General features: G+C 63.9%; 17 protein-coding genes, 1 other RNA gene and 1 riboswitch. Of the genes, 9 read left to right on the top strand and 9 right to left on the bottom strand.

Annotated elements, in window-relative coordinates; translation table 11 throughout:
- Positions 1–10: 10 nt before the first annotated feature.
- From NCR38_RS03170 to NCR38_RS03160, 3 genes are read right to left on the bottom strand one after another with little or no spacing between them, the layout of a single operon-like run.
- Entirely contained in the window at positions 11–787 is a 777-nt protein-coding gene (locus tag NCR38_RS03170; protein WP_250476404.1) for an ABC transporter ATP-binding protein, read from the bottom strand.
- On the bottom strand, positions 784–1782 hold the full coding sequence (locus tag NCR38_RS03165) for an iron ABC transporter permease (RefSeq protein WP_250476443.1): 999 nt from the start codon (positions 1780–1782) through the stop codon (positions 784–786). Before NCR38_RS03165 ends, NCR38_RS03170 begins: the two co-directional genes overlap by 4 nt.
- Positions 1783–1817: 35 nt before the next feature.
- A complete protein-coding gene (locus NCR38_RS03160; protein ID WP_061118904.1) occupies positions 1818–3692 on the bottom strand; it encodes a TonB-dependent receptor domain-containing protein in 1875 nt (624 codons plus the stop codon).
- A gap of 79 nt (positions 3693–3771) precedes the next feature.
- Positions 3772–4097: riboswitch (cobalamin riboswitch) on the bottom strand.
- 258 nt (positions 4098–4355) lie between these two features.
- Between NCR38_RS03160 and NCR38_RS03155 the strand changes: the two genes are divergently transcribed.
- The 5 genes from NCR38_RS03155 (at position 4356) to NCR38_RS03135 (ending at position 6660) form a co-directional block, all read left to right on the top strand.
- A complete protein-coding gene (locus tag NCR38_RS03155) occupies positions 4356–4724 on the top strand; it encodes a hypothetical protein (protein ID WP_061118797.1) in 369 nt (122 codons plus the stop codon).
- Positions 4721–5035, top strand: coding sequence for a cell division protein ZapA (locus tag NCR38_RS03150; RefSeq protein ID WP_061118796.1), 315 nt, complete (start codon positions 4721–4723; stop codon positions 5033–5035). The genes NCR38_RS03155 and NCR38_RS03150 overlap by 4 nt, the downstream gene beginning before the upstream one ends.
- A gap of 105 nt (positions 5036–5140) precedes the next feature.
- A non-coding RNA gene (ssrS, locus tag NCR38_RS03145) (6S RNA) lies at positions 5141–5322 on the top strand.
- A gap of 71 nt (positions 5323–5393) precedes the next feature.
- Positions 5394–5852 carry an EVE domain-containing protein gene (locus tag NCR38_RS03140; protein WP_061118795.1) on the top strand — a complete coding sequence of 153 codons (459 nt, stop codon included), beginning with the start codon at positions 5394–5396 and terminating at the stop codon, positions 5850–5852.
- A 76-nt stretch (positions 5853–5928) separates the two neighbouring features.
- Positions 5929–6660: an SIMPL domain-containing protein gene (locus tag NCR38_RS03135; RefSeq protein ID WP_284503654.1), complete on the top strand. Its 732-nt coding sequence runs from the start codon at positions 5929–5931 to the stop codon at positions 6658–6660.
- A gap of 29 nt (positions 6661–6689) precedes the next feature.
- On the opposite strand, the gene lgt is transcribed toward NCR38_RS03135, so the two are convergent.
- Together lgt and NCR38_RS03125 are read right to left on the bottom strand one after the other, a co-directional pair.
- Positions 6690–7592: a prolipoprotein diacylglyceryl transferase gene (lgt, locus tag NCR38_RS03130; protein ID WP_061118794.1), complete on the bottom strand. Its 903-nt coding sequence runs from the start codon at positions 7590–7592 to the stop codon at positions 6690–6692.
- A gap of 36 nt (positions 7593–7628) precedes the next feature.
- Positions 7629–8588, bottom strand: a complete 960-nt coding sequence (locus NCR38_RS03125; protein ID WP_061118793.1) for a LysR family transcriptional regulator — start codon at positions 8586–8588, stop codon at positions 7629–7631.
- A gap of 109 nt (positions 8589–8697) precedes the next feature.
- Between NCR38_RS03125 and ilvD the strand changes: the two genes are divergently transcribed.
- Entirely contained in the window at positions 8698–10371 is a 1674-nt protein-coding gene (gene ilvD / locus NCR38_RS03120) for a dihydroxy-acid dehydratase (RefSeq protein WP_061118792.1), read from the top strand.
- Positions 10372–10448: 77 nt separating this feature from the next.
- Here ilvD and NCR38_RS03115 read toward each other — a convergent pair whose 3' ends face one another.
- The 3 genes from NCR38_RS03115 to NCR38_RS03105 all read right to left on the bottom strand — a co-directional run bounded on the left by NCR38_RS03115 (position 10449) and on the right by NCR38_RS03105 (position 12850).
- Complete coding sequence (locus NCR38_RS03115) at positions 10449–10790, bottom strand: DUF2486 family protein (RefSeq protein ID WP_061118791.1); 342 nt, start codon at positions 10788–10790, stop codon at positions 10449–10451.
- Positions 10791–10902: 112 nt separating this feature from the next.
- A complete protein-coding gene (locus NCR38_RS03110; protein WP_061118790.1) occupies positions 10903–11319 on the bottom strand; it encodes a DNA polymerase III subunit chi in 417 nt (138 codons plus the stop codon).
- 7 nt (positions 11320–11326) lie between these two features.
- Positions 11327–12850 (bottom strand): leucyl aminopeptidase, encoded by a 1524-nt coding sequence (locus NCR38_RS03105; RefSeq protein WP_061118789.1) that lies wholly within the window; start codon positions 12848–12850, stop codon positions 11327–11329.
- Between the two features lie 171 nt (positions 12851–13021).
- Between NCR38_RS03105 and lptF the strand changes: the two genes are divergently transcribed.
- From lptF to NCR38_RS03090, 3 genes are read left to right on the top strand one after another with little or no spacing between them, the layout of a single operon-like run.
- Positions 13022–14113 (top strand): LPS export ABC transporter permease LptF, encoded by a 1092-nt coding sequence (gene lptF / locus NCR38_RS03100; protein WP_061118788.1) that lies wholly within the window; start codon positions 13022–13024, stop codon positions 14111–14113.
- A gap of 4 nt (positions 14114–14117) precedes the next feature.
- The gene (lptG, locus tag NCR38_RS03095; protein ID WP_061118787.1) at positions 14118–15266 is read left to right on the top strand and encodes an LPS export ABC transporter permease LptG; all 1149 of its coding nucleotides are present in this window, start codon (positions 14118–14120) and stop codon (positions 15264–15266) included.
- Positions 15267–15288: 22 nt separating this feature from the next.
- Positions 15289–15660, top strand: coding sequence for a sirohydrochlorin chelatase (locus NCR38_RS03090; RefSeq protein WP_250476403.1), 372 nt, complete (start codon positions 15289–15291; stop codon positions 15658–15660).
- Between the two features lie 88 nt (positions 15661–15748).
- Here NCR38_RS03090 and NCR38_RS03085 read toward each other — a convergent pair.
- On the bottom strand, positions 15749–16244 hold a 496-nt coding region (locus NCR38_RS03085; protein ID WP_250476402.1), incomplete at its 5' end, for an SAM-dependent methyltransferase.

Genomic DNA, 16244 nt, shown 5'->3' with positions numbered 1-16244 from the left:
GAAATTCCTTTCAGGGGCGATGAATGGAAGGCACGAGCGCTTCATGCTCGCCGTCGCGGATGAGCGCGAGCGGATAGCCGAATGCCGCGCCCGCGCGTTCGGGCGTGAGGACGTCGGCGACGAGGCCCGCGTGAGCGGCGCCGTTGCCGTCGAGCAGGAGCGCATGCGTCGCGAAACGGCGCGCAAGGTTCAGATCGTGGCACGAGAAGATTACGGTGCGCTTGTGCTCGCGCGCGGTGTCGCACAACGTATGCAGGCAGTCGATCTGATGACGCAGGTCGAGATGCGAAAGCGGTTCGTCGAGCAACAGGCACGGTGCGTTCTGGCACAGCACGGCAGCCAAGGCAACGCGCTGGCGTTCGCCACCCGAGAGCGTCAGCACGTCGCGCGAGGCGAAGGACGCGAGGCCGAGCGTGTCGAGCGCGGCGCGCGCGGCGCTGCGGTCGTCTTCGTTCTCCCAACCCCAGCCGGTGAGATAGGGAAAGCGGTTGAGCAATACGGTGTCGAGCACGGTCGCGCTGAAGGCGTCGTGCATGGCTTGGGGCATCAGCGCGCGCGCGCGTGCGAGGTCCGCCGCGCGCCATGACGCGAGTGCGCGGCCATCGAGCGACACGCGGCCCGACGCCGGTTTCGAGAGACCCGCGAGCACGTTGATGAGCGTCGTCTTGCCCGCGCCGTTCGGCCCGGCGATGCACCATACTTCGCCCGTCGATATCGTCTGCGTGAGACCGCCGATGAGCGTGCGCGCGCCCGCGCGAATCACGACGGCATCGAGTTGCAAGGTCATCGCGCTCTCCGCAAGAGCATCCACAGGAACATCGGCACGCCGATCAGCGCCGTGACGACGCCCACCGGCAACTGCGCGGGCGCGATCACGGTGCGCGCGGCGAGATCGGCCGCCATCACGGCGAGGCCGCCCGCGAGCGCGGCGGCGGGCACGAGCATGCGCTGATCGTTGCCGAACGCGAGGCGCAGCAGATGCGGCACGACGAGGCCGACGAAGCCGATGGTTCCCGCCGTCGTCACCGCAGCCGCCGCGGCGATCGACGCGACGAGATACACACGCAGGCGCAATCGTTCGACCGGCACGCCGAGCGCACGCGCGGCGGCATCGCCGCGCAGAAGCACGTTCAATTGCGGCGCGACAGGAACGATGGCGACGAGCGCGACAGCGAGCGCAATCAACGCAGGCCACGGCGCAGCCGCGCCATTGAGATCGCCCGTCAGCCAGAAGATCATGCCGCGCAGCCGGTTCTCGGGCGCGATGCTCAGCATCAGCGTGATCAGCGCGCCCCATCCCGATGCGATCACGACGCCCGTGAGCAATAGTCGCGGCGACGCATCCTGAGCGCTCTGCCTGAGATCCTTGCGCGCGAGTCCGAGCACGACGACGATCGATGCGAACGCGCCCGCGCACGCCGCGATATCGACGCCCCACCACGGCACCGATGCGAGCATCGCGGCAAGCGCGAACGTCGCGGCGCCGCCGGATACGCCGAGCACGTACGGCTCCGCGAGCGGATTGCGCAACAGCACTTGCAGCAGCGCACCCGCCATCGCGAGCAGCGCGCCCGATGCGAAGCCCGCGAGCGCGCGCGGCAGCCGCAAGGTGAGCACGATCTCATCGGCGATATCGGGCATCGCGGCGTGCGAGCGAACGAGCGCGCCGAGCGCACGCGACATGGGCAACGCGACACTGCCCATCGCGAGCGACGCGACGAGCACGATGAACGTCGCCACGGCGAGCGCGATCCAGATCGCGGCCGCGCGGCTCGCGTTCATCGCACGCGCACGCTGGAGACACTCAGGCGCGTTGCTCACGACGGATGCCAGCCGAGCGTGATATAGGCGCCGCGCCGCGGCGTGTTGTACGAGTACGCAAGTTCATAGTCCTTGTCGAACAGGTTGTCGATGCGCGCTGTGACGTACCACGACTTCGAGACGTCATAGCGCGCCGAAAGATTCACGATGCCGTAACCCGCGAGCGTCGAATCGTAATCGTGGCGCTCTCCGCTCATGATCCACTCGCCGCCGACGCGCCAGCGCGCGATCGTGCGATGCACCGTGAGCGTCGCGAAATGCCGCGCGCGCCGCGTCAGATCCTCGTGATTCGTCTCGTCGACGGGATTCTGGAACGTGACGCCCGCGCGCACGTCGGTTGCGCCGACATGTCCCGCCCACGATCCCTCGATGCCCTGCACTTTCGCGCGCCCGACGTTCTGCGCGACATAGTAGAACCCGCCGTCGGAAACATAGTCGATCAGATTCGAATAGCGCGTCTGGAACAGCGTCACGCGCATCACGCCGAGCGCATTCGATGCGTACTGCAACGCCGCCTCGACCGAATGGCTGCGCTCCGGCTGGATCGACGGATTGCCGCTGAACGGATAGTAGAGGTCGTCGAAGCTCGGCGCGCGAAACGAAGCCGCATAGCTCGCGCTCGCCTTCCAGTGCGCATCGAAGTGATATGCGTAGCCCAGATAGTAGCTGTTCGCGCCGCCGAAATCGGAATACTGATCGTGCCGCAGATTCGCCTGCAAATCGTTCGCGCCGATGTGCCCCACGTAGCCCGCGAACACCGAATTCACGTGACGATCGGGCGCCGTGAACTGGTCGGAATCGAGCGTCTGATCGAGATGCTCGTAACCGGACAACAGCGTGTGCGCATCGGTGATCCTGAAATCGTTCTGCCACGTGTATTGCCGATTCTCCGAGTCGAAGCGGCTCGTATAGACGCCGTTCTGCTCGATATTCGCGCGATCCTGCCCCTGCGCGACCGTGAAGTGCGTGGTCCAGTTGTCGGTGATCCTGCCATTCGCGAACACCGACGCCGAACGCACGCGATCGTGCGCTTCGTTGATGTCGGATGGCTGGCCGTAGGCATCGTCGAAACTGTCGATGCCGTTCGATTGCATGAAGCGCACGCCCGCATCCCACTTGTCGCTGAACCGGTGGCGCAGCGTCGCCGCGACGCTCTCGTTCAGATAGCCGTTCGCGTTAGGATTCGCGCCGGGCGCGATCGCCGGATCGATCGACGAGAATCCATCGGTCTTTTCGCGTGACACGTTCAGGCTGAAGGTCGTGCGGCCGTCCTTGTCGAGCGCGCCGTTCACGCCCGCCGATTGACGCTGCGTGTGATAGCTGCCGTACTCGGCCTCGAAAGCGAAGCGCGGCGGATGCGGCTCGCCTTCCCTGGTGAAGATCTGCACGACCCCGCCAATCGCATTCGAGCCGTACAACGCCGATACATTGCCGTTCACGACCTCGACGCGCCCGATCTCATCGAGCATCAATTGCGATAGCTGCGCCGCGCCGAGCGACACCGATTCGACGCGCACGCCATCGATCAGAACGAGCGATTGCGACGACGCCGCGCCGCGTATGTAGACGCCCGAATTCGCGCCCGGTCCGCCGTTGCGCGTGACCTGCACGCCGGGCGCGAGCGCGACGAGGCCGAGCGCATCGTCGGCGTTGGCATCGGCGATGTCCTGTTCATCGAACGCCGATGTCTGCGGGATCGATTCGGCGAGCGGCTGCGGCGCGCGCGTCGCGGTGACGACGACTGGGGCAAGCGTTTGCGAGGCGCCGTCGGCGGCGTGCGCCGCGCCGGGGAGCGCCGAGCCGAAGACCGCTGCAACGAGCGCGACATGACGAGTGGGGCCGTTCTTGAGCGCGGCCTGTGGCAATACCATGAGTGAAGTTCCGTTTCGCATGAGCGCGACCCCGCTCCCCGCGAGGACGATGCGCGACGAACGCACTTGCGCATTGAGCGCCGATGCGTCGAACTCTGGCCGGTATCCGGGCTGACGACGGATCGTCTCGCCTTCCCGCGCATCGTGCGCAGTGGCGTCGACACGTTTCTTGCAGTGGATTCGAATAACAAACCCGGTGTGATGAAAATCCACACGTTTGCGCTGCAAAAACGCGCATGAGACGACTTGCAACTTGCGTTGCGGTCGCTTACCGTTGCGGGGGCAGCACAGGTTGGCTCATCCCGGGTGGGTCCCGGTCGGACTTCGGAGACTTCGCTCCCTGTTTCCCGTTTGACTGCATCCGCGAGATCCGCGAATGCGAGCACCAAAAAGTGCGGCAAGTGTAGGAGCGCGGGTTGGGGCCGTCAAGAAAACGGCACGGACAGAGTAGCGCGGCACATGACGAATCGAACGAGAATCGGCCGGCCTGTCCCCACGAGCGATGACCAGCGCTCGCCTTTTCTGCACACGAATGCATGGCGACATGCGCTTGATTCGAAGGATTAAGCGCGAGATCGCATGCTGTTACGTCTCGAAACGAGACAATTATCGGAAGCTCCGTTGAACCGCGCTAAAATGCGAGGTCTTTAGAGGACGCAGCACATGCTCAACGAACTCGAATCACTGTCAGGAAATATCGGCCGGCTGATCCAGATCAGCGAGCGCCACAATCAGGCGCGTCAGGCGCTGCAAGAACAACTCGAACAACTGCGCGCCGACTATGCGAACGTGCAGGCCGAACTTGCGCAAGTGCGTGAAGAGCGCGATACGCTGCAATCCGAACGCGACTCGCTCTCCGCGAAAATCGACGACGCGCAAGTACGCCTCAACGCCATTCTCGAAAAGCTGCCCCGCGCGAAGTCCGCGCAACATGCCGAATCCGACAATCAACTCGATCTCCTCGACGCCGATTCCCGGGAAGCACAGGAAGCGGAATTGCACGGCGAGCATCATCAAGGAGAGAAGGCATGACGACCACGCAGATCGAAGTATCCATTCTCGGGCAGCCGTATCGCCTCGCGTGCTCGCCGGAAACGGAAGGCGCATTGCGCGAAGCCGTCGCGCGCGTCGATGCCGAGATGAACAAGGTGCGTAATGCGAGCAGCGTGCGCGGCACGGATCGCATCGCGGTGATGGCAGCGCTTTCGCTGGCGTCGGAATTGCTTAAGCTGCAGGACAGCGTGCGTCACGGCGAGGCCTTCCCCGCCGAGGAAATCCGCCGCACGATGCATTCGATGAACGAACAACTGGGCGCGGTCATTGCGCAGTATGAAGCGCAGTGAGACGTCTGCGCGCTGAGTCAATCAGCACGCAATATCAATCGAAAAAAGAAACTGCCGATTTGCTCCCGAGAGGCTGCATAAGGCAAACGATTGGTGTAGAGTGACGGTTCCCTGCCTGGTTCGCCAAGGTCATATATTCCTTGAACCAATGCTACATTGGCACGGTTGCGGAACCTTGCAGCACGGGCGCGCGCGTCGCTAGTCCGATGTACCCGAAGTGTTGCTTACCGCGACCAATCTTGAACCCAGGTTCAGGATGCCGGCCTAGCGGCCGTGGCGGGGACCCATTCAAGAAACGGCATCGGTTTTTCCGATGCCGTTTTCATTTGCATCGACGATTTCCGCATAGCGAACCATCATGCGCTACTGGCTGATGAAGTCCGAACCGGACGAAGCGAGCATCGATCACCTCGCGCACGCGCCGAATAAAACCTTGCCGTGGACGGGCGTGCGCAACTATCAGGCGCGCAACTTCATGCGCGATCAGATGCAGCTCGGCGACGGTGTGCTTTTCTATCATTCGAGTTGTCCGGAGCCTGGCATCGCGGGCATCGCGAAAGTGTGCTCGACGGCGTATCCCGATCCCACTCAGTTCGATCCGAAGAGCGATTACTACGATCCCAAGTCCACGCAGGAAACGCCGCGCTGGATGCTCGTCGATGTCGAGTTCGTGAAGAAGACGCCGCTCATTTCTCTCGCCACGTTGCGCGAGCATGAGGCGCTCGCGGACATGCAGGTGCTCGCGCGCGGCAATCGCCTGTCGATCACGCCGGTAACAGAAGCGCAGTGGCGATTTATTACCGAACAACTCGTCTAACAAGGAACTTACGACACGAAGGCCGCGCCTAAATCCCGTCGCGAATCACGCGATATCCCGCGTTCGGAGTCCTTCGATGATCAACAAGAAAACCGCTGCCGCGCTCGCGCTCCTCGCGATGTCGGGCGCAGCGTTCACGCTTTCCCAAACGGCCGCCGCGCAAACGGTCATCACGCAGCCGCAGCCTTCAGGCGTGCTTTCTCTTTCGGCACAGGCAAGCGCGCAAGTGCCGCAGGATGTCGTCAACATCACGCTCTTCTACGAGCAGGAAGCGGCCGATCCCTCGTCTCTCACCAGTACGCTCAATCAGCGCGCCGAGGCCGCCTTGCGCGAAGCGAGGGGCGTCGACGGCGTGACCGCGAAGAGCGGCTCATTCACCGTGTATCCGGCAACGGACCGTGACGGCAAGATCTCCGCATGGCGAGGCCGCACGGAAGTCGTGCTCGAATCGCATGACTTCGCGGCGGCGTCGAAGCTCGCGGGCAAGATGAGCTCGTCGATGCAGGTAGGCAGCGTCGCGTTCTCGCTGTCGCCCGAGGCGCAGCGCGCGGCCGAGCAGAAGCTCGTCACGCAAGCCATCGATTCGTTCCGCAAGCAGGCGCAAGCCGCCGCGCAAGGGTTCGGCTACAGCAATTACACGATTCGGGAAGTGAACGTCGGACATAGCGGCGTTCAGCCGCGCCCGGTCATGATGATGCAATCGCGCGCGATGAGCGCCGATGCGAAGATGGCCGCCCCCATCGCGATGGAAGCCGGCACGACGACAGTGACCGTCGACGTCTCCGGTTCGGTGCAGATGGGGCGTTGAACGATGCGGGGCGTGCTGCCCCGCAAAGCTCAGGCTTTCGCGGATTCGGGCGGCAGGCGCAGATTGCGCTTGTACGCCCACACCATCACCAGCACGCCCACGATGATCATCGGCAGCGAGAGCCATTGGCCCATCGAGAGGCCGAGCGCGAGAAGGCCGAGATAGTCGTCCGGCTCACGCGCGAATTCCACAGTGAAGCGCGCCAGTCCATAACCGATCAGAAACAGCGCGGAGATCGCGCCGACGGGACGCTGCTTGCGCGAAAACGTCCAGATCACGATGAACAGCACGAGTCCTTCGAGCGCGATCTCGTACAGTTGCGACGGATGACGCGGCAGCATGTGATAGCGCTGGAAGATTTCCGTGAGATGGTATTGCGCGTCGAGTTGCGGATTCTTCGCAAGCCAGATCGCGTCGTCGTTCGTCGAGCTCTGGAAGAGCATCGCCCACGGCGCGTTCGGGCTCGTCACGCGGCCCCACAACTCGCCATTGATGAAGTTGCCGAGACGCCCCGCCGCAAGACCGAGCGGCACCATCGGCGCGACGAAATCCGTTACCTGCAGCCAGGTGCGCTTGCGGTGATACGCGAACAGCACCATCGCGAGCGTCACGCCGAGAAAGCCGCCGTGAAACGACATCCCGCCTTCCCACACCTTGAAGATGTCGAGCGGATGCGCCGCGTAATAGCTCGCCTTGTAGAAGATCACGTAGCCGATGCGCCCGCCGAGGATCGTGCCGAGGACGCCATAAAACAGCATGTCGTCGATGTCCTTGGCGGTCCAGCCCTGCGCCGCCACGTAAGGCAGGCGCAGACGCAGCCGGCCGATGACGATGGCCGATATGAACGCCACCAGATACATAAGGCCGTACCAGCGCACGGCGAGCGGTCCGAGATGAATCGCGACGGGATCGAAATTGGGATGTATGAGCATTCTGATGTGGGAGCTTGAGCGAACTACAAGGGCGAATCATACCGAACCCGCAGTTTCGGCCCGCGAACGAACGATCTCGATGAACCCCGCGAGCACCGGGCTCACTTCAGCCGCGCGCCAGACGAGGCCGGTTTCGACGAGCATCGCCGACGCGTTCAGCGGGCGCAGAGGACGATACACGACACCCGTGCGCCGCAGATGACGCAGCGAATGCGGCACGAGCGCCACGCCCATGCCGGCGGACACGAGGCTCACGATGGTCTGCATCTGGATCGCCTCCTGGCCGATGCGCGGCGTGAGGCCGGCCGCGCCGTAGCAGCCCATGATGATGTCATACAAACCCGGCGCGAGACGCCTCGGAAAGACGACGAGCGGCGCGGCGGCGAGATCGTGCAGATCGACGGGCGTATCGGCCCATTCGTCGGCGCCCTGCCCCAGGTCCTGCGCAGCATCGGCGGACATCGCAATGACGAGCGGCTCGCGCGCTACGGACACATACGAGAGCGACGTGGCATGGCGCGGCGGCAGCGGCGGAATTACCAGGCCCGCGTCGATGCGCCCGGCGACGAGTTCCTCGATCTGCACGTCGCTCGTCGCCTCGGTGAGTTGCAGCCGCACGCCGGGATAGCGCGCGCCGAACTCGCGCAGCAGCGCCGGCAAAAGGCCGTAATCGGCGGTGGAGACGAACGCGAGTGACAGCACGCCCGCCTCGCCGCGCGCGAGCGATTGCGCGAGCGGACGCAGCGCATCGGCGCTTGCAAGCAGGCGGCGGACTTCCGGCAGCAGGTCCTTGCCGACGGGCGTCAGCTCCACGGTCCGTTTCGTGCGCACGAAAAGCGCGACGCCGAGCGCGTCTTCCAGCGCGCGGATCGCCTGCGAGAGCGGCGGCTGCGTCATCGCGAGACGCGCGGCGGCGCGACCGAAGTGCATCTCTTCGGCGACCGTTACGAAGTAGCGCAACAGACGCAGTTCGATGGGCGGGTTTCTCTGCTCCATTGATATTCTTTGCGACCTAATAAGCCCTGAATAATATATTGGACAGACACATCGCAGGGGTTGCATGCTTGCTGCACTAGAGCAAAAACGTCCCCTCACGGAGCACATCATGGCCTTCAATCGTCGCTCGAAGCACATCACCCAGGGCGTCGCGCGTTCGCCCAATCGTTCGATGTATTACGCGCTCGGCTACAAGGAAGAAGACTTCGACAAGCCGATGATCGGCGTCGCGAACGGGCACTCGACCATCACGCCGTGCAACGCGGGCCTGCAGCGCCTCGCGGATGCCGCCGTCGAATCGATCAAAAAGTCGGATGCGAACCCGCAGATTTTCGGCACGCCGACGATCTCCGACGGCATGTCGATGGGCACCGAAGGCATGAAGTACTCGCTCGTGTCGCGCGAGGTGATCGCGGACTGCGTCGAAACCGCGGTGCAGGGCCAGTGGATGGACGGCGTCGTCGTGATCGGCGGTTGCGACAAGAACATGCCGGGCGGCATGATCGGCATGGCGCGCATGAACGTGCCGTCGATCTACGTGTACGGTGGCACGATCCGCCCCGGCAACTGGAAGGGCAAGGATCTTACGATCGTGTCGTCGTTCGAGGCGGTCGGCGAATTCACGGCGGGCCGCATGTCGGAAGAGGACTTCAAGGGCGTCGAAAAAAACGCGTGCCCGACGACCGGCTCGTGCGGCGGAATGTACACGGCGAACACGATGAGCTCGTCGTTCGAGGCGCTCGGCATGTCGCTGATGTACTCGTCAACGATGGCGAATCCCGACCAGGAGAAGGTCGACTCAGCCGCGGAATCGGCGCGCGTGCTCGTCGAGGCGGTGAAGAAGGATTTGAAGCCGCGCGACATCATCACGAAGAAGTCGATCGAAAACGCAGTCGCGCTGATCATGGCGACGGGCGGCTCGACCAACGCCGTGCTGCACTATCTGGCGATCGCACATGCCGCGGAAGTGGAATGGAGCATCGACGACTTCGAGCGCATGCGCAAGAAAGTGCCGGTCATCTGCGATCTGAAGCCGTCGGGCCAGTACGTCGCCACCGATCTGCACAAGGCCGGCGGCATCCCGCAAGTGCTGAGGATCCTGCTCGACGCAGGCCTTCTGCACGGCGACTGCATGACGATCACGGGGCGCACGATCGCCGAAGAACTGAAGGACGTGCCGGGCAAACCGCGTGCGGATCAGAAGGTCATCTTCCCGATCGAACAGGCGCTTTACAAGGAAGGGCATCTGGCGATCCTGCGCGGTAATCTCGCGGAGGACGGCGCGGTGGCGAAGATCACGGGCCTGAAGAATCCGGTCATCACCGGCCCCGCGCGCGTATTCAACGACGAGCAAAGCGCGATGGACGCGATCCTCGCCGACAAGATCAAGGCTGGCGATATTCTCGTGCTGCGCTATCTCGGCCCGGTCGGCGGCCCGGGCATGCCGGAGATGCTCGCGCCGACATCGGCGATCATCGGCAAGGGGCTGGGAGAATCGGTCGGCTTCATCACGGACGGGCGCTTCTCGGGCGGCACGTGGGGGATGGTGGTCGGCCATGTGGCGCCGGAAGCTTACGCGGGCGGCACCATCGCGCTCGTGCAGGAAGGCGATTCGATCACGATCGACGCGCACAAGCTGCTATTGCAACTGAACGTGGAGGATGCGGAACTCGCGCGCCGCCGCGCCGCGTGGAAGCAGCCCGCGCCGAAGTACACCCGCGGCGTGCTGGCGAAGTTCGCGGCGCTTGCGCAGCCGGCTAACAAGGGCGCGGTGACGGGGTGAATCGGGCGTGACCGGATTGAAGAAGGGGCGCGCGTGCGCCCCTTTGTTTCGTGTGCCGTATGCGCGTTACACCGCGCTCATTCGCCGCGCTGCCGCCGCAACTCATCCTCGACCGCGTCGCGCACCCATTCGCTCATGCGGCCTTCCAGCGCCATCGCGACTTCGCGCGTGATCGCCGAAACGAGTTGCGTCGATTGCTCACGCAGCACTTCGCGGCAGCGGTCTTCGATCAGCGCGCGCGCATCGCCCGTCAGGAAAGTCGTGAAGCGGCCGTTCAGCCGCTCGGCGATCCGCTGCGCATCGTATTCGATCGCGGCTTCATCGGCGGCGCGCGCGCGCGCGTACTCGGGCTTGCCGGGCACGACGACATCGGTCAGAACGGGGATGGACGAATCGAAGGATTCGGGCTTGTCGGTCATGTTCAAAGGTCTCCTGTCGACCAGCGTTCGCGCATCGGCGCTGATTCCGATCTATTGCGAACCGCCATTTCTCAGCAGAGCTTAGTGCAGCAGAGGCGCGGCCTCTGTGCGCTCAACCGCCCTGATTGTGCGTCTCGATGACATAGCCGCGATCGCGATAGAAGCGATACCGCTCACGGCCCGCAGCGAGTTCATCGCCCTCGCTGCCGACGATCTCCACGAGCCGCTCGAAACGCGCGAACTGCGCAGGCACCGGCGCGCCGAGATTCACGAGCACCTGATGATGCGGCGCTTCGTCCAGATTCGACGTGAGCACGACGGGCGTGTCGTCCGCGAGCGGGCTCTGCGCCATGCAGTGCGGCACGAACTCGAGCGGCTGGAAGCTCCACAACTGCTCGTCGAACGCGGCGAGGCGCTGCGGTTCGGCGAGCACGACGAGCGGCTTGCCGCTGAGGTACGCCTTGCGCGCGAGGCGGCAGGCGTACGCGAGCGGATCGCCGACATTCGTATGAAAGTCGATGCGCGTCATGCCTGCTTCAAGCGCCCGCGCGATCGATCAGGAACTGCGAGAGCAGCGGCACGGGACGGCCCGTCGCGCCCTTCGCGGCGCCGCTCTTCCAGGCGGTTCCGGCGATATCGAGGTGCGCCCACGGATAAGCCGTCGCAAAGCGCGACAGGAAGCACGCCGCCGTCACGCTGCCCGCCGGCCGCCCGCCGATGTTCGCGACATCCGCGAAATTCGACTTGAGCTGATCCTGGTATTCGTCGTCGAGCGGCAGTCGCCAGGCCGGATCGACCGCCTCGCGCGACGCGTCGAGCAGTTCGCCCGCAAGCGCATCGTCCTTCGAGAAGAGGCCCGTGTTGTGGTGACCCAGCGCGATGATGCACGCGCCCGTCAACGTCGCGATATCGACCACGGCGGCGGGCTTGAAGCGCTCCGCGTACGTCAGCGCGTCGCACAGGATGAGGCGGCCTTCGGCGTCGGTGTTGAGCACTTCGATCGTCGTGCCGTTCATCGCCGTGATGATGTCGCCCGGCTTCACCGCGTTGCCCGCGGGCATGTTCTCGCAGGTCGGGATCACGCCGATCACGTTGAGCTTCAGACCCATTTCGGCAACGGCGCGCATCGTGCCGAACACCGAGCCCGCGCCGCACATGTCGTATTTCATCTCGTCCATCGCCTCGCCCGGCTTGATCGAGATGCCGCCCGAATCGAACGTGATGCCCTTGCCGACCAGCACGACCGGCGCGTTCTTGCCCTTCGCGGCCGCACCCGCGCCCTGGTACTGCATGACGATGAATTGCGGCGGCTCGATCGAGCCTTTCGCGACCGACAGGAACGAGCCCATGTTGAGCGCTTCGATCTGCTTCTGGCCGAGCACTTCGACCTTCAGCTTGAAGTCGCGGCCGAGCTTCTTCGCCGTCTGGCCGAGATAGGTCGGCGTGCAGACGTTCGGCGGCAGATTGCCGAGATCGCGCGTGAGATCCATGCCGTTCGCAATCGCGACGCCCTGCTTCAGCGCGACCTTGGCGGCTTTCTCGTCGGCGGAATCGATGCTGAACACGACCTTCTTGAGCGAGCGCGCGCCGTTGTCGGGCTTGCTCTTCATCTGCGTGAACTTGTAGGTCAGCTCGCGCAGCGCGAGGATCGCGGCGCGCACGGCCCAGTCGCCGGTGCGTTCCTGGATCGGCAGTTGCGCGAGCGTGAACGTCGCCTGACCGATCTTCGAGCCGAGCACCACGCGCCATGCGGCGCGCACGGCTTCGCCATAGGCTTTCTGATTGAAGGCGTCCTGCTTGCCGAGACCGACGAGCAGCACGCGCGATGCGCCGATGCCGGTGACTTCGGGCACCATCAAGGTCGTGCCCGCGCGGCCGCTCATGTCGCCGGCTTTGACCACGCGCGAGATCAGGCCTTTGGTCGCGACGTCCATGTCGCGTGCGGCGCCCGTGAGAGTCTGTGCTTCGAAGATGCCGAGCACGATGACATCCGACTTCCCGGTAAGGAAACCATTTGCCTCGCCTTTGCTCCAATCACAGGCTTTTATGCTAAAGTCCATCGCGCTTATCCTCGGATAAAATCTTGGCTGAAGGATGAAAGCCGCAATTATCCGCTATTTTTTCCGCGGCGGTCACAGGCAGGCGGCGTGAGGGTAAGCGAATACCCTTCCCGTAAGCCACGAGATGCGCGCCAGATTTCCGCATCCCCGCCGGCTCCAAGCAAAAATTCAATGATCTTCGAACGCTCCCTGCAGCGCGAACTCGCGTACACGGCCGGCGCCGTGTTCATGGTGCTGCTCACGATCATGCTCACGACGATGATGATCCGCATCGTCGGCTTCGCGGCGCAAGGTCAGATCGACCCGAAAGACGTCGTCGTGCTGATCGGGCTCACCGTCATCGGTTATCTCGCGGTCATGCTGATCGTGACGCTGTTCGTCTCCATTCTGTTCGTGCTCACGCGCTGGTATCGCGACTCGGAAATGGTCGTGTGGCTCGCATCGGGCGTCAGTCAGACACAGCTCATCAAGCCGATCGCCGTGTTCTCCACGCCGATCATCATCCTCATCATGTTCTTCGCGTTCGTCGGCTGGCCGTGGTCGAACCAGCAGAGCAAGCTCATCAAGCAGCGCTTTCAGCAGCGCGATGAAGTGTCGCTGCTCGCGCCGGGGCAGTTCCGCGAATCGCCGTCGAGCCATCGTGTGTTCTTCATCGAGAAGATGTCGCCGGATCAGGGCCACGTCGAGAATGTGTTCGTGACGAGCACGGAAGGCGGCAAGGTCAACGTGATCGTCTCGAAGAACGGTCACACGGAAACGCGCCCCGACGGCGACCGCTTCATCGTGCTCGACAACGGCCGCCGATACGACGGCGAACCCGGCCAGCCAAACTTCCGCATCATGGAGTTCGAGCGTTACGGTGTGAAGATAATGAGTCGCCAGGTCGTGAATACGCCGACCACAACGGGCATCTACACGCCGGATCTGCTCGCCAATCCGACCAAGGAAAATCTCGCCGAATTCGCGTGGCGCATGGGACTGCCGCTCATCGCCATCAACCTGATGCTGCTCGCCATCCCGCTTTCGTATCAGAACCCGCGCCGCAGCCGCACGATCAATCTCGTGATGGCGGTGCTGATCTACCTGACGTATTCGAACCTGCTGAACGTCGTGCAATCGTGGATCGAGCAGGGCAAGCTGTCGTTCGGCGTGGGTATCGTCGGGCTGCACATCGCCGTTGGGGCACTCGTCGCGTTCATCTTCTGGCTGCGGATTCGCAACCGGCCGCTCTTCAAGCTCCCGTCGCTGTCGAAGGGGGCCTGACGCGATGCGCATCTACGAACGATATTTCGCGCGCCAGATTTATCTCGCGTTCATCTTCATTCTGTTCGCGTTCTCGGGCCTGTTCTTCTTCTTCGACCTGATCAACGAACTGAACACGGTCGGGCACGGCAACTACAAGTTCACGCTCGCGGTGCTGCGCGTCGCGCTGCAGACGCCTTCGCGCTTCTACGAGATCATTCCGGTCGCCGCGCTCATTTCTGCCATCTACGTGTTCGCGCAGATGGCGGCGGCTTCGGAGTTCACGATCTTTCGCGTCTCGGGACTCTCGACCGCCGCCGCGCTGCGCTCGCTCCTGAAGATCGGCATCCCGCTCGTGCTCGTCACGTATCTAATCGGCGAAGTGGTCGGGCCTTACACGGACCAGTTGTCCGAGCGCGTGCGGCTGGAGGCGCTCGGGTCGTCCGTGTCGTCGAATTTTCAGTCGGGCGTGTGGGTGAAGGACACCCTGACGGCGAAAGAGAACGGCGAGCAGGTCACGCGCTTCGTCAACGTCGGCACATTGAATCCCGACACGACGATCGCCAACGTGCGCATCTACGAGTTCGATTCGAAGTTCCGGCTGACGAATGTGCGCATTGCGAAAAGCGGCGTGTACCAGCCGCCGGGTCACTGGAAGCTCACGGGCGTCACCGACACTCAACTGAACGATGCGCCGCCGCAGGCGGTCAACCCCGGCGACACGCTGAACCCGGTCTATCGCGCGACGCAAACAACGCTGCCCGAGTATTCGTTGCGTTCGGAGCTGACACCACAGATTCTGTCCGTGTTGCTGGTGTCGCCGGATCGGATGTCGATGTTCAATCTGTTCCGCTATATCCAGCATCTGACGGAGAATCATCAGGATGCACAGCGGTATCAGATCGCGTTCTGGCGCAAGATCCTTTATCCGTTCGCGGTGTTCGTGATGCTGATTCTGTCGCTGCCGTTCGCGTATCTGCATACGCGCGCGGGCGTGGTCGGCGTGAAGGTGTTCGGCGGCATCATGATCGGCATGAGCTTTCAGCTGTTCAACACGCTGTTTTCGCATATCGGCAATCTGAACACGTGGCCCGCGCCGATCACCGCGGCGGCGCCCGCCCTCGCCTATCTCGCGATCGGGCTCGTGGGCCTCAAGTGGGTGGAGCGGCACTGACGTTTCCTGCGAGGAGCGCGCAATGAAGACGCACGGCATCATCCTGTTCGGTCACGGCGCGCGCGATCCGCGTTGGGCCGAGCCGTTCGAACGGCTTGCCGCGAAGTTGCGCGGCGCGCGTGACGAACCGGTTTCGCTGGCTTTTCTCGAGTTGATGTCGCCGGATCTGCCTGCTGCGGTCGATCAGCTAGCCGCCGATGGCTGCAATGCGATTACCGTGGTGCCGGTGTTCTTCGGGCAAGGCGGGCATGTGAGAAGGGATTTACCGGAAATCGTCGAGAGGTGCCAGGCGGCGCATCCGGATGTCGTCATTGCCTGCGCGACGGCCGTCGGGGAGGACGACGCGGTGCTGGATGCAGTGGCGCAGTATTGTTTGCGGCAGGTTGCCCGGTAGTTCATCGTTGGCCGTTCGGCTATCGCGGTTCAAAAAAAAGCGCACCGTCTCCGGTGCGCTCTTCGCTTATGGGCCGATCGAACCGACATCAAGCCGCCGCCTGCATCCCCTTCAAATGCACCTTCGGCTTCGCCGATGCACGCTCGCGAAACGCCTCGCCGATCATCAGCAAACTCGGCTGCGACGGATCCAGCCATTCCTGCGCCTCGCCCAGCGCCATGCGCGCCAGCGTCATTGTCAGCGTGCGCTCACGCGGCGTGCTGCATGCCTCGACGATCGCCACCGGCGTCGAGCCCGGGCGGCCCGCGTCGATCAACTGCTGCGCGATATCCGGCGCGCTGTCGCGGCCCATATAGAACACGAGCGAATCCGCCTTTGCCTGCTCGCGGATCTCATCGCTGTCGGGGGCGCGCGAATGAGTCGCCATCGCGACGCTGCGCGCCACGCCGCGCAAGGTCAGCGAACGCTTGAGCGTCGGGGGGGGGGGGGGGGGGGGGGGGGGGGGGGGGGGGGGGGGGGGGCGGCGGGGGGCGGGGCGGGGGGGGGGGGGGGGGGGGGGGGGGGGGGGGGGGGGGGGGGGGGGG

It is taken from the genome of Caballeronia sp. INML1 (genome assembly GCF_023631085.1).
Classification (GTDB): domain Bacteria; phylum Pseudomonadota; class Gammaproteobacteria; order Burkholderiales; family Burkholderiaceae; genus Caballeronia; species Caballeronia turbans.
The sequence above is the reverse complement of the archived record's forward strand: the minus strand, read 5'-3'. Positions and strand labels throughout refer to the sequence as shown.

Excerpts from the sequence above, each read along its gene's own strand:
- lgt (WP_061118794.1), bottom strand. The coding sequence starts at position 7,592 with ATGCTCATACATCCCAATTTCGATCCCGTCGCGATTCATCTCGGACCG.
- NCR38_RS03140 (WP_061118795.1), top strand. The coding sequence starts at position 5,394 with ATGCGCTACTGGCTGATGAAGTCCGAACCGGACGAAGCGAGCATCGAT.
- NCR38_RS03165 (WP_250476443.1), bottom strand. The coding sequence starts at position 1,782 with ATGAACGCGAGCCGCGCGGCCGCGATCTGGATCGCGCTCGCCGTGGCG.
- NCR38_RS03125 (WP_061118793.1), bottom strand. The coding sequence starts at position 8,588 with ATGGAGCAGAGAAACCCGCCCATCGAACTGCGTCTGTTGCGCTACTTC.
- NCR38_RS03105 (WP_061118789.1), bottom strand. The coding sequence starts at position 12,850 with ATGGACTTTAGCATAAAAGCCTGTGATTGGAGCAAAGGCGAGGCAAAT.
- NCR38_RS03135 (WP_284503654.1), top strand. The coding sequence starts at position 5,929 with ATGATCAACAAGAAAACCGCTGCCGCGCTCGCGCTCCTCGCGATGTCG.
- lptG (WP_061118787.1), top strand. The coding sequence starts at position 14,118 with ATGCGCATCTACGAACGATATTTCGCGCGCCAGATTTATCTCGCGTTC.
- NCR38_RS03150 (WP_061118796.1), top strand. The coding sequence starts at position 4,721 with ATGACGACCACGCAGATCGAAGTATCCATTCTCGGGCAGCCGTATCGC.
- lptF (WP_061118788.1), top strand. The coding sequence starts at position 13,022 with ATGATCTTCGAACGCTCCCTGCAGCGCGAACTCGCGTACACGGCCGGC.
- NCR38_RS03115 (WP_061118791.1), bottom strand. The coding sequence starts at position 10,790 with ATGACCGACAAGCCCGAATCCTTCGATTCGTCCATCCCCGTTCTGACC.
- NCR38_RS03155 (WP_061118797.1), top strand. The coding sequence starts at position 4,356 with ATGCTCAACGAACTCGAATCACTGTCAGGAAATATCGGCCGGCTGATC.
- NCR38_RS03110 (WP_061118790.1), bottom strand. The coding sequence starts at position 11,319 with ATGACGCGCATCGACTTTCATACGAATGTCGGCGATCCGCTCGCGTAC.
- ilvD (WP_061118792.1), top strand. The coding sequence starts at position 8,698 with ATGGCCTTCAATCGTCGCTCGAAGCACATCACCCAGGGCGTCGCGCGT.
- NCR38_RS03170 (WP_250476404.1), bottom strand. The coding sequence starts at position 787 with ATGACCTTGCAACTCGATGCCGTCGTGATTCGCGCGGGCGCGCGCACG.
- NCR38_RS03160 (WP_061118904.1), bottom strand. The coding sequence starts at position 3,692 with ATGGTATTGCCACAGGCCGCGCTCAAGAACGGCCCCACTCGTCATGTC.
- NCR38_RS03090 (WP_250476403.1), top strand. The coding sequence starts at position 15,289 with ATGAAGACGCACGGCATCATCCTGTTCGGTCACGGCGCGCGCGATCCG.